Annotated in this window: 8 protein-coding genes and 1 pseudogene; 5 read left to right on the top strand and 4 right to left on the bottom strand. The window is 65.9% G+C overall.

The annotated features are described in order from the left end of the window. Positions 1 to 53 precede the first annotated feature (53 nt). Complete coding sequence (locus Q9R47_RS01800; RefSeq protein WP_311231481.1) at positions 54 to 359, top strand: hypothetical protein; 306 nt, start codon at positions 54 to 56, stop codon at positions 357 to 359. Positions 360 to 714: 355 nt separating this feature from the next. Beyond that, positions 715 to 5724, top strand: a complete 5010-nt coding sequence (locus tag Q9R47_RS01805) for a DEAD/DEAH box helicase (protein ID WP_311231482.1) — start codon at positions 715 to 717, stop codon at positions 5722 to 5724. 58 nt (positions 5725 to 5782) lie between these two features. Here the strand turns inward: Q9R47_RS01805 and Q9R47_RS01810 are convergent, their stop codons facing one another. After that, positions 5783 to 7720: a phospholipase D-like domain-containing protein gene (locus tag Q9R47_RS01810; protein WP_311231483.1), complete on the bottom strand. Its 1938-nt coding sequence runs from the start codon at positions 7718 to 7720 to the stop codon at positions 5783 to 5785. A 280-nt stretch (positions 7721 to 8000) separates the two neighbouring features. Between Q9R47_RS01810 and Q9R47_RS01815 the strand changes: the two genes are divergently transcribed. Next, positions 8001 to 9182 carry a hypothetical protein gene (locus tag Q9R47_RS01815; RefSeq protein ID WP_311231484.1) on the top strand — a complete coding sequence of 394 codons (1182 nt, stop codon included), beginning with the start codon at positions 8001 to 8003 and terminating at the stop codon, positions 9180 to 9182. Between the two features lie 59 nt (positions 9183 to 9241). On the opposite strand, the pseudogene Q9R47_RS01820 reads toward Q9R47_RS01815, so the two are convergent. Then, positions 9242 to 9764, bottom strand: a pseudogene (locus Q9R47_RS01820) (flavin reductase family protein). A 69-nt stretch (positions 9765 to 9833) separates the two neighbouring features. Here Q9R47_RS01820 and Q9R47_RS01825 point away from each other — a divergent pair. Continuing rightward, the gene (locus Q9R47_RS01825) at positions 9834 to 11279 is read left to right on the top strand and encodes an HNH endonuclease (protein WP_311231485.1); all 1446 of its coding nucleotides are present in this window, start codon (positions 9834 to 9836) and stop codon (positions 11277 to 11279) included. Between the two features lie 85 nt (positions 11280 to 11364). Here Q9R47_RS01825 and Q9R47_RS01830 read toward each other — a convergent pair whose 3' ends face one another. Further along, the gene (locus Q9R47_RS01830) at positions 11365 to 11535 is read right to left on the bottom strand and encodes a hypothetical protein (RefSeq protein ID WP_311231486.1); all 171 of its coding nucleotides are present in this window, start codon (positions 11533 to 11535) and stop codon (positions 11365 to 11367) included. 626 nt (positions 11536 to 12161) lie between these two features. Between Q9R47_RS01830 and Q9R47_RS01835 the strand changes: the two genes are divergently transcribed. Next, complete coding sequence (locus tag Q9R47_RS01835) at positions 12162 to 12386, top strand: hypothetical protein (protein WP_066692626.1); 225 nt, start codon at positions 12162 to 12164, stop codon at positions 12384 to 12386. On the opposite strand, the gene Q9R47_RS01840 is transcribed toward Q9R47_RS01835, so the two are convergent. Then, positions 12357 to 12602, bottom strand: coding sequence for a hypothetical protein (locus tag Q9R47_RS01840; RefSeq protein ID WP_311231487.1), 246 nt, complete (start codon positions 12600 to 12602; stop codon positions 12357 to 12359). The two genes, Q9R47_RS01835 and Q9R47_RS01840, sit on opposite strands and share 30 nt — an antisense overlap. Positions 12603 to 12670 lie beyond the last annotated feature (68 nt).

Here is a 12670-nt window from a genome sequence, read left to right on the forward strand (position 1 = left end):
CCATGTCGCCCCATCGGGTGCCGTGGCTCCTCTTCTTTCTCGAAGGAATCACCATGGCACTCGCAGTTCTCATCGTCCCGTCGAAAGCCCGATTCGCCGCCGGACAGATCGTCATGACCATCGGCGTCGACACGCTGGTCGACGAAGGCCGGCTCGATCCCACGCCATACCTGTACCGCCATCTGAGCGGTGACTGGGGCGATCTCGATGCCAGCGACCGGAGCCTGAACGACGCCGCACTGCAATCCGGCAACGATCGGCTGTTCTCGTCCTACCAAGTGGCGTCCGATCTGAAGCTTTGGATCATCACCGAGTGGGACCGGAGCGTAACCACGTTGCTGCTGCCCAGCGAGTATTGACCGGCACGGGCCGATTGGCCCCAGGCGTCTTGCCACCGCCAATCGCCCCTCCTGGCCAGCATTGACGCTGGCATTTCCCCGGCAGGCACCGAGTCCAGCGGTGCCTGCCCCACACTGATCCTCGCACCAGGCCTTGGCCAACGCACGCCCTTCCGGGCGTTCCCGAGTCCGCTCGGGCGTAGCGGTCGATACCCGCCCCACCGCCACGGCAGCCCTGCGCTGCCCATTCACCACACGTCCTGATCCTGCCGCCCACGCGCAGGGCCCAGGGCCGTGCTCATTCGTCCATCCCATCCGGGGAGCTCGCCTCCCCCATGGGTCGGTGCGTTCCCCGCTTCCTTTCGGAGAACCACCGATGGCTCGCCATTCCACGCCTTCGCTGTGGCTGCCCGGATTCGATCCGGACAGCCCCGATCTTCCCGATCCGTCTCCCGAGATAGATCTGTTCAGCGCACCGCCTCCTGCCGAGGCGGTCGATCTCACCTCCTCCTGTCCCATTGCCGAACTGGAGCCGCCGACCGCCGTTGCACCACGGGCGAGCTGGCGCGTCATTGCCGGCAAGAAGCCTGACACCACGCGCAGCCTGTGGCCGGCACTCGGCCGCGAGCAGTTGCTTGGGCTGAGCGGCAGCACCACGAAGTTCGACGCCAACGTGGCCGCGATCCAGGTGCTGCAGAGCCTCGAAGCCAATCAGCAGCCCGCGAGCGCCGACCAGCGCAGCCAGTTGCTTCGCTTCACCGGCTGGGGCGGCCTGCCCGCTGCCTTCAACCTTGAAGGCACGGATCCGTCCTGGTGTACCCGCGCCGAAGCGCTGAAGGCCCTGCTACCCGCCGACGACTACGCGTCGGCCCGGGCCTCTGTCAACAACAGCCACTACACCGAGGTCCATGTGATCGAGGCCATGTGGCAGGCCGTGGAGCGCTTCGGCTTCACCGGCGGGCGTGTGCTTGAACCTGCTGCCGGCGTCGGCCATTTCCTGGGCGCGATGCCCCGCGCGCTCGCCGAGCGCAGCGCGGTCACCGCCATCGAGATCGACCGGCTCTCCGGCCGGCTGCTGCAGGCGCTGTACGCGCCGCATGGCGCCGACGTGCGCATTGCGCCGTTCGAGAAGGTGGCGTTGCCCGAGAACTGGTTCGACTTGGTGATCGGCAACGTGCCCTTCGGCAACTACCCGGCCGCCGATGCGGGCCCCAAGCCCTATGCCCGGTTCCGGATCCACAACTACTTCTTCGGCCGCGCGCTGGATCTGGTCCGCCCCGGCGGGCTGGTGTGCTTCATCACCAGCACCGGCACGATGGAGGCCCGCGACGACGCCGTGCGTGAGTATGTGGCGTCGCAGGCCGAGCTGCTGGGCGCGATCCGGCTGCCCCGAGGCGCCTTCGCCGGCCTCGCCTCGACCGATGTGCAGACGGACATGCTGTTCCTGCGCAAGCGCCACCCCGGCGAGGCCGTGAGCGGTGTCTGGATGGAACGCGTGCTGGTCCCGGACGGGCTGCGCCACCCGCGCTGCCCGCACAAGTACCTGCAGATCAACGCCTGGTACGCGAGGAACCCCGCGTTCTGCATTGGCCAAGTCACGCAGGAGAGCAACGGCTACGAGGAAGTGCCGACCGTAGTGTTCGAGGGCGACCTCGAGCCGGCGCTGGCCGAACGCATCGCGCTGCTGCCCAGCGGCGTGTACGCACCGGCGAAACCGGTGGTGCTGGCCTCCGTGCGCGCCGCCGTGCCGGCCGAGCACGGCGCGCGGCCTGGAAGCTTCCGAGTCAACCACGGGCGCGTGCACCGGGTCGAAGGCGCAGAGCTGGTCGACCTGCATGACAGCCTGAATGCCACCCAGCGCGCCCGCATCGCGGGCATGTGCGCGCTCCGGGACCATGCGCGGGCGCTACTCGACGCGCAGCTGGCGCAGGACGGTGACGAAGGGCTTGCGCAGTTGCGGGCCATGCTCAATGGCACCTACGACCGCTATGTGGCTCGCCACGGCTGCCTGAGCACCCGGGCCAACGCGCTGGCCTTCCGGCGTGACCCGGACTACCCGCTGCTACTGTCGCTGGAGCACTACGACGAAGAGTCGGACACCGCCCGCAAGGCAGCCCTGTTCACCCAGCGCACGCTGCGCCGGGTATCCCCTCCGACGGCAGTCGGCGAGCCCACCGAGGCGCTGGCCGCGTCGGTGCAGTGGCGGGGCCGGGTCGATCCCGGCTACATGGCCCAGTTGCTTTCGGCGCCCGAGGACGAAGTGCTTGCCACGCTCTCCGAGGCCGGGCAGATCTTCCTGGATCCGGCCGACGACGCTTGGAAGACCGCGGATGACTACCTGTCGGGCAACGTCAAGGCCAGGCTCAAGCAGGCGGCGCTCTCGGGCCCGGCCCTGCGCCGCAATGTGGAAGCGCTAGAGCGCGTGCAGCCCGAGGACCTGCCGCCCGCTTCCATCGAGCCGCGCCTGGGTGCGGTGTGGATACCGGCGGGCGACGTCGAGGCCTTCATCCATGAAGTGCTGGAGCTCAAGGACTGCAAGGTGTCGTACTCGGCCGAGGCCGGCGCCTGGTCGGTGACCTACCCCGAGTGGAGCGCCCGGCACAACGTCAAGGTGACCCAGGAATGGGGCACGGCGCGGATGAATGCCATCGATCTGGTGCAGGCCGCACTGAACGTGCAGGTGCCGACGGTGCGCGACCGCGATCCGGCCACGGACCGCTACCACGTCAATCCGGCGGAAACGCTGGCGGCGCGGGAGAAGTTCGGGGTGCTCAAGGACCGCTTCGCGGCCTGGGCCTTCGAGGACAGCGAACGCCGCGAGCGGCTGTGCCGGGTCTACAACGACTTGTTCAACGCCACGCGGCCGCGGCATTTCGATGGCTCGCACCTGAAGCTGCCGGGGTTCTCGCAGTGCTTCGAGCTGCATCCGCACCAGCGGGACTCTGTCTGGCGCGCCGTGCAGACCGGCAACGTGGGCCTGTTCCACGTCGTCGGTGCCGGCAAGACCGCGGTGTGCGTAATCGCCAGCATGGAGATGCGCCGCCTGGGGTTTCTGTCCAAGCCCTGCCATGTGGTGCCCAACCACATGCTGGCCCAGTACACGGCCGAGTTCGTGCGCCTGTACCCGCAGGCCTCGGTGCTCATGGCCGGAAAGGAGGATCTGGAGGGCGACCCCCGGCGCGAGCTGGTGTCGCGCATCGCCACGGGCGACTGGGACGCGGTGGTCATCACGCACTCGAGCTTCGAGCGCATCCGGATGTCGCCGCAATTCACCGAGGACTACATCATGGAGGTCATCCATGAAATAGAGATGGCGGTGCGCGCCGAGAAGAGCGGAGACCGGAGCAACCGGATCATCAAGCAGCTCGAAGCGCAGAAGAAGAGCTGGAAGGCACGCCTGGAGCGGCTGGCCGCCGACCGGAAGAAGGACGATCTGCTGACCTGGGAGCAGTTGGGCATCGACGGCCTGTTCGTCGACGAGGCCCACCTCTTCAAGAACCTCTACCGGTTCACCAAGATGACACGGGTCGCGGGTCTGACGCTCTCGAACTCGGAGCGGGCGTTCGATCTGTACCTGAAGACGCGCTACACGATGAAGCTGCACGGCAACGCGCAGCGCGGCGTGGTCTTCGCAACGGCGACACCGGTGGCCAACACCATGGCGGAGATCCACACCATGCAGCGCTACCTGCAGCCCCGGCGGCTGGAGGAACTGGGCCTGCAGCAGTTCGATGCCTGGGCGGCGACCTTCGGGGAGTCGGTGACGACGCTGGAGATCGCGCCGGACGGCAGCGGCTACCGCATGCACACGCGCTTCGCGCGCTTCATCAACGTGCCGGAGCTGATGGCCGTCTTCGGGGAGGTCGCGGACATCCGCACCGCCGAGATGCTGAACCTGCCGGTGCCCCAACTGCGCGGCGGCAAGGCCCGCACTGTGGCCTGCCCTGCCAGCACGGCGCTCAAGGCCTATGTGCAGACGCTGGTGCAGCGCGCCGAGAGGATCCGCAACGGGCAGGTCGATCCGACCGAGGACAACATGCTCGCGGTCACGAACGACGGCCGGGCGGCGGCACTGGATTTCCGGCTGGTGGCGCCTGCGGCGCGGTTCGATCCGGACGGTAAGGTCGGGGCCTGCGCCCGCGAGGTGTTGGCGATCTGGCAGCGCACGGCGGACTTCCGCGGCGCGCAGCTGGTGTTCTGCGACCTGTCCAGCCCCAAGAGCGGCAAGGCCTTCAGTGTCTACGAGGACCTGCGCCAGCGCCTGGTGGATGCCGGTATTCCCGAGCGGGAGATCGCGTTCATTCACGATGCGGAGACCGACGCGCAGAAGGCCACGCTGTTCAAGGCGGTCCGCGAGGGCCGCGTGCGCGTGCTGCTGGGATCGACCGGCAAGATGGGCATCGGCACCAACGTGCAGACGCGCCTGGTGGCGCTGCACCACCTCGATGCGCCGTGGCGCCCCTGTGATGTCGAGCAGCGCGAGGGCCGCATCCTGCGCCAGGGCAACGAATGCGAGGAGGTCGATATCTTCCGCTACGTGACCGAGCAAAGCTTCGATGCCTACATGTGGCAGACGCTGGAGACCAAGGCGCGCTTCATCGCGCAGGTCATGCGCGGCGACAAGGGCCTGCGGGCGATCGAGGATGTGGAGCTCGCCACGCTGAGCTACGCGGAGGTCAAGGCGCTCGCCTCAGGCAACCCCATGGTGATCGAGAAGGCCGGCGTGGACGCGGAGGTGGCCAAGCTCTCCACCCTGTTCTCGGTCTGGCGCAACCAGCGCTGGGCCAACGAGAGCGAGGTGGGACGGCTGCCCATGCTGATCGAGTCGTTGGAGCAGAAGCTGGCGCTGCAGGCCGAAGATGTGGCCCAGGCGGAGCCCCAGACCATGGCGCAGATCGCCGTGGAGCTGGGAGGCCGGCGGATCGCCGGGCCGGATGCCGTGGGCGACGCCCTGCGCGAACTTGTTAAAACCGCTCGCGCCATCGTCCAGGGCAAAGCCTTGCTGTCAGGCCAGATCCTGGGCCGCTTCGGCGGCTTCGAGCTGGGGCTGCAGGCCATCGGCACCGAAGCAACGCCCGCGTTCTTCCTGGCGGGGCGCTGCCGCTACGACGCCGAGCCCTACCAGACCGGGCCTGGCCTGGTGTCTGCGCTGCTGGCGGCGTTGGCTTCGGTCGGCGAGCTGCAGGCCAGGACGGGCGAACAGCTCGAGCTGCGGCGCAAGCGGCTGGATGATCTCCGGTTGGAGCAGGTCCGGCCGTTCGAGCACGAGGCGCGGCTGACCACCCTGCTGGTGCGCCAGCGCGAGCTGCTCAAACAGCTCGACCTCGACAAGGACGAGGCCGGCAACGCCAGCCTGGATGGCGAAGCGATGCGCCAAGCGGCCTGAGTTCACGCCCTGCTACCGAAAGGTGGCGGGGCGTTTTTTCATTCGGCGTTGCAGCCCCTCAGTCTTCCGCCAGCAGGTAGCTGCGCAGATCCACATGCCCAGGCGCAACGTACTTGTCCTGCCAGGTGTCATCTTCCTTCAGGAAACCCTTGTCGACGGCCTTCTCCACGCTCTTGCCCGAGAGTTCCGCTTCGCGCCGGATTTCCTCCTGTACGGCCCTGAATCGGTAGTGCTCGTGGACATCCAGGACATGGACGGCGTAGGCGCAAGCCAGCGCCCGGTTGCCCCGGACGATGGCCAGGTTCTCGTCGTTGGCGTAGGAGGCCTTGAAGCCGAGGTTGTGGCTGCCGGTGACCACCACGCAATCTTTCTCCGACATCGGGTCGATGACGACGATCTTGTCATGCACGATGGCATGCCCGATCTTCAGCAGTTCCTTGTCGAAGTTGGCGACCGGATCTTCCACGGCTGCGGCCCGCACCAACAGCACATTGGGCGCTCCAGCTGGGGAATAGATGGCCGGTAGCGTCACCTTGGGTTCCTTCGGATCGCGCGGGCGATAGCCGGGCATGGCCGTGGGGTCGCTGATCGCGCCGGCGACAAAGAGCCCTGGCCGGTTGCGACCAAAGGCCAAGGCCGCCGAAATCGCGGTATTCGCATCCTCCTGCATCTCCGCCGTGCGGCCCGGGTTGAAGACCAGGAAGAAGATGGCGTGCTTGGCCTTCGACATCAGGTCGAACAACACCGCCAGGTCGGGGGGGACGGTGCGCGTGGCGGGACTCCCCCGCACCGCCGTGTTCGGTGAAAACCACAGCTGCACCTGCGTGCCGCCCGCGTCGATGGCCGTGTCCGCCGGATGGCTGTTGGCCTCGCGCAATGCCTCACCCTGGTTGGCGTTGCTGGCCTTGGAGAGGGGATCGGGCACCGGCTGCTTGTCCTTGTGCAGGCGTTGCCAGTAGTCCAGGTAGTGCTGCGCCACCTGGCCGGAGCGAAAGACGATCGCATTGTTGGTCTGCGCGCACAGGCCGGTAGGCGTCCAGTTGGTGCTGCCCGTCCACACCGCCTGAGGCTGCCCACCGACCACCAATACGGCGAACTTGTTGTGGCCAATGCCAGCGGAGGTGTTGAACATGCGGTCCTGCATGCTTCGGGTCCGCAATTGCTTCGTACCGATGGCCTCGCGCAGACGTTGGCGCGCCTCGGCATTCGTCGTGTCCCACTCGCCGGTGTCCTCGTCCTTGCCCGCGGTACAGAGGATCAGATGCAGGCGGCTGGCATGCTGCACCAGCAACTCGATCAGTTCCGGGTCGCTCAGTTCATACAGCGCGGCGTAGATCGTCCCGTTCTCGGCCTCGGCCCGCGTGAACAGCTCGCGCAGCAAGGGCAAGATGTCGCCCGCCAGGTAGCGGCGCAGCGGATCGTCCACGGTCTCGATGCGCTTTCTCACCTTCGCGGCGCTGGGCATCTTGCCTTTGGGCGTGTGCAGCTGCTTGCGCAGGTTTTGCGTCGACAGGATGCCGTTGTTGAAACCGACGCTGACCTCGCCCAGGTCATTGGACGCGACGATCTCGTTGGTCTCGACCGCCTCACCATAGAACGCGAGCGGGATCGGCTTGCCCTTGTACTTGCCTGGCTGCGACGTGTCCGTCGATGGCACGGGTGTGAGCCCCGTCTTCATGGGTCCGACCGGCTGGATTTCGTACTTCACGCGCAGGGGACCGGAGCGGGTGGCAAGGGTGTTGCGGCTCTTGCGCAGCGTCAGGTCGCGCCAGGAAAACTTCTGGATCGGCCACACGCTGGTGTCCTGTTCCTCCCAATCGGGATTGGACTGGGACTTGAAAGCCACCCAGGTGGGCAGCACCCGACGCTCCCCCGTATCGACAAAAACACGGGTGACCATGAAACCCAGGCCCCCTTCGATCTTGCCGTCCGTTTCCCAGGCCAGGTAGGCCACTTCGTCATTGCAAAAGGCCTTGGCCTTGGTAATGCGCGCCATGTCTCTCTCCCTTTGTGGTTCAGGCCTCTCCATGAAACGACAGAAATTTGACAGTGGCAAGTCATGACTTGCTCGCGCCGCACCCAGCCTCACATTCAGGGAAATACCCGGAAAGCCTCCTGCTCGAATACACTTCCCTCAAGGCGCCCGCCCTACTTGCACGCGAGTAAAAACAGGCATCTTCTCCATATATTGCCAATCTCCCTTCAAGGCCTCGTCGTCGGGGACTTAAACGCGTGCGTCTGACCCGATCCGGCGAGGTGACACCGAAGGAAGATGCATGTCTTTGAAACAGCTGGTGCACACCGCGCACCAATCCCTCCAGGCCCAGGCCGGCTGCGACGTTCGCCGTAGCCATGTCTACGAGTTGCTCGCCGCGGCGCTCGGCTACCAGAGTTGGGCCTCATTCCATGCCGACGCGCTCCTGGTGGATGCCGGTGCTGGCGCCACGCCCGATGGAATCGCGCCCAGGGTGTCTGGCCGGGCACGCCAGATGGGCTACCCCCAACCCTCCGCTGACACCTTTGCCCAGGTCCTGGCCGCGTTGGCCTCCGAGCATCGGCTTGGCGCTCTGCGGTGGCGTGCGCTGGAACAGGTGCTGTTTCCGCCTCGGCCGCGTGACGAAAGCGATGCCGCCGACGATGAGGCCGACGACTGGGACGAGCCGTCCGTGCCGGCAAGTGCTCCCGCAGCGGTGCCGGAGCATCTCCGGTCGTCGACGCTCCTTCTCGAGAGTCTGGAGCGGGCCGCTGCGCAGGACCCGCGGATGCATTTCATGCTGGCCGCGCTCCATCGCTGCGCCAAGCCCAATCCCTATCTCTACGAGGAATCGCTCAAGGGGCGAGAGCTGAACAGCATCGAACAGGGCTGGGTCGAGAACTACCTCCGGCTGGAGCCCCGGTATCGCCAGTACCAGAGCCACCTCAAGGCGGCAGCGATGGGCGGCGTGCGTGCGGCCGCATTGGAATACGGTACGGTATTTGAGGATGGCGAGTTCATCGCGCTGGCCGAAAGGCTGGACGGTGATGTCGATGCCTTGGAGATGGCAAAGTCGGCCGCCACACCGGAAGCCCGAGGACGCTGGCTTCGCCAGGCGGCTGAGGAAGGCTCCTGGCAAGCACTGCAGGAAATGGCACACCAGGGAGATCCGTGGGCAGAAGACCGAATGGGCTCCAGGGCCGATAGCGGTTGGCTGCGCAGGGTCGCCGAGCGTGCCCTCGACCAGGGCGACGCCCACCGCGCCTGGACCTGGCAGTATGTGGCGCTGGCCCGCGGCGCTGATCTGACGCGCTCGACGCTTGCGGCCCGCCACGATGGCGGGCTCAATGACGGCCAGTTCTATGACAGCGATTTCGGCGGCCCCCTATACGTTGATGGGGATGAAGGCCTGAACCTGCCGGAGCTCAGCAAAGCCGATCACAAAGTCGCGAAGGCCAAGGCTCGGGAGATCCTGCGGCACTAGCGAAGGCATCCGAGGCGTGCTGCGACATGCATGCCTTCGCGATGAACGCACAGAAGTCGTCAATCGGTGGAGGCCTCGTTGACGTCCTTGGCCTCGCCGATGGCGTAGGAGTGCCCACCGGCGATGAAATGCAGGCTACGTCAGGCCGGCTCGGTGGTCTCGAAGTTCCAGTGACCGTCACGGAACACACGGGCATCGGCCCACGCGCCGACGATCTCGGCGATGAACAGGTCGTAGCGCTCCTGGTTGTGTGGCTCGGGAAGCAGGCGGCAGGGCGAGCTTGTCCGGCTGCTCTGCCAGACTGCGATGCCCGACCTGGTAGGTCAGATCGAACTGGGCCACGGTCGGCACCTGGATCACCAGGTGGCCGCTCTGCTCCACCAGTTCGCGGGTCTTGGCGATTTTGTCCTGCACCACGGTCAGCTTGGGCAGCGCGTAGTCCAGTGCGCAGGCCCAGGACGCGGCCATGACGTTGTCGACGCCACCATGGCGAGCGGAGATGACGCTTGACCGGCATACTTGATCGCGCCGACTGGCTCGCTGGGCAAGCCCGAAAGAAGGCTCCGAGCCGTTTCTGCTGATGGCTATAAATCTCAGCACCGCCTACAGCAGAAGTTGAAAGCAAAATCAGTCCACTGGGAGGTAAATCACATGGAGCAAACGACCGAAGATCCGCAGAAATCTGCGGTTCGCAACACCATCGTGACCGGCTCGCTGGATGACCAGCCAGAGTCGCTCGCAGCAATCATTGCCTTCGCCGTAGGGTTCGCTCAGCAAGGAGGGGCGCCGCTGGCCCTGAACGCGGCACAGTCCCACAAGTCGCAGCTCTTGGCATTGCTTACGCCCGCCACCGCAGAGCGCCTCACTGCGGGCGAGACGGTGAACACCGACTCAGGCCCGTCTTTGGATTTGATCGACGACCAGACGGTGGGGAGCTTCGTCGGGTTGGTCCTGTTCGTGGGCGTAGACGCGGCCCGGCTCGCGCTGTTGAAGGTCGACCGCGTAGCCATGGTCATCGCAGTGCCGCGGACCAACGACGAGCGCACAGCAATCCTGGACGCTTTTCCGGACGCGGGGCGTCTTGACTTCCGGCCTGAGCCAGAGGCCGCTCCGCTGCCCGAGATGACGCAGTCGCACACCTCCAAGCTCCAGTGGCTGGAGCAGCGCTACGACCTTCTTGCCGCTCGCAACTTTGACCGGAAGTCGGCCGAGGTCGTTCTTGGCGCTGGCGAGCCTCAGGTCTGTAGATACTGCGGCAAGTCCACCCCGGAGGTGGCCTTTGACAACATCTCGCACGCCTTCCCTGAGCAGATCGGCAACAAGTGGCTGATCGACAGTCGCGAGTGCGATACCTGCAACGCTCATTTCGCCTCGGCCGTCGACACCCCTTTCGGAGACTGGTCATTGCTGGCGCGCTCGACAGGCCGCATCCGCGGTAAGAGGAAGGCGCCCACGTTCGTGACCTCGGACAGCGATGTTCGGATCGACGTCAAGAACGGCAACCTGAAGCTGACCGTGCGCAACGGCGACCCGCGCCTCAAGTTCGACGACAAGGCTAAGCGGATCGAAATGCGGCTTGAACGTCCGCCATACATCCCGATGGGCGTCTTCAAGAGTTTCGTGAAGATGGCGCTTGCGGTGATGCCCGAATCCGAGTCCAGCAAGTGCCAGCACCTCAAGGACTGGATCTTGGCGAAGAAGCACACCTTTGAGAGCTTCCCCTTTCATCCGCTGCAGCTGTACAGCCAGTTCATCGCTGGTCCGGTGCCCAACGACAAGATCAGCTTCATGCTGGTTCGCAGGAAGGCATCGGTCTCCGGGTGTCCCTACCTGATGTTTATGGTTCAGTACGGCAATCATGTTCATCAGATCGCGCTGCCGATGCCCAAGGAGGATGGCATGGGCCAGGAGCCGGTGCAGACATCCCTGATCTATTTCCCGCACCCGTGGGAAAGCGCGGATCACATCGAGGCGTATGGACCGGCTCGGCCCGTTGAGGAAGATCTGTCGTCGCCGGACTTCAGACGCAATGAACCGTACCCGATGCAGTTCACCTTTGCGAAGGCCATAGACACCACGCCGCCCCAAACAGATTGAGCGTTGGCGCAACCTGGCCGCGCGAGGCCGCGTGAGTTCGCTGGAACCGATGGCCGAGAGCGAATCGGGCGGAAGCGGCTCACGTTCAGTGCATCGCGTCGATCTGAGCCTCCAGTACTGCCCGAATCGTCTTCAGTTCGGTCGGGCCGATGGCCGACCATTCCAGCGCCCGCAGGGCAGCCACGCGGCCGCTTCCGAAGGCAGAGAAGCCGGAGATCAGCGTCAACGCCTGTACGTCCACGGCGGGGTCGGTCATGCCACGCGCAATCGCCCTGACCAACGGGCAGTTGCAGTTGGCGCAGTGATTCCCGACGGCAACGGCGTCCGCCCCTTGTCATACTAAGTTCGCTTCCCATGGACATCGCGTCCATAAAGCCTTCCTCGCGGCCTCGGCCGCGCCGAAGTCCAGCCCTGCTGGCGTCGCAGTCGTTACCTGCCCTCGAGTTCCCTGGCTTCTGCCCGGGCGGCTGCTTCGGCTGCCGAGAGCGTCCGTCGGCGTCAGCGCCGACCTTTCTCCGTGACACGCCGCCTCACCGTGGCGCGCCATTGAGCAAGGGCCCTTGCCGCAAGGCACAGGGCCTTCATCCCATGCCGGCCCTCGAGGCCGGTGCCGAGCCGCTTCGCGCCAGCGAGGCACACCCGAACGGGGACCCCAGTCCCCGCCAGGGTTGGGCGTTCCCCTTTTTCACCGAAGGAGAACCCCATGTCTGCTATCCCTGCAGCCAGAGCATCGCACCGCGTCCCGGTGCTGCTGGGCGGATCTGGCCTCGCTAGTCCCCTGCCCGCTCCGCAGCGCAAGCTTGCGCTGCTGTTGCGTCCCCGGCCCTGCCTCGGCAAGTGCATGGGGCTCCCGTGTGCGGCGTGCCGTGCGGGAGGTTGACCATGACGGTCGATCTGTACCGTCGGCGCATTGCCGCCACTGTCGTCGAACTGGCCCGGGACGATCCGTTCCTGGTCAAGGAAGTCATCGCCCGCCTGCGCACGGCGGGCGAAATCGAGGCCGACGATCTGGTCTATCTGGACCGGATCGCCGACCGCTGGATCACGATCGCCCAGGCCAACGCACAGCGAGGCAGTTCAGCGCACCCGCGTCAAACGCACGGGTAGCGAGGCTCCCTTCGCCTGCGCCATCGCCGCAGCGATCTTCTCCAGCAGTTCCGGACGTTCCTCGGCCAGCGTGCCGGCCCATTGGGCCAGCGCCTGGTCGAGATCGTCTTGCGTTCGCGCTCCGCCGACACTGATGCCGAGCTTTCGGAGTTCATCGGTTTCGGTGGGCGTGAACCGGAGTGAGTGGCCTGCACGAAGCATGTGTGGGCTTTCCAAGGCGTGTGGGATGCCAGCTTAGCAAGGCAGCACACCGCCGCAACCCCTGGGAGACTGACGCCTCCCGA

The organism is Acidovorax sp. PRC11 (genome assembly GCF_031844105.1).
GTDB lineage: Bacteria > Pseudomonadota > Gammaproteobacteria > Burkholderiales > Burkholderiaceae_C > Paracidovorax.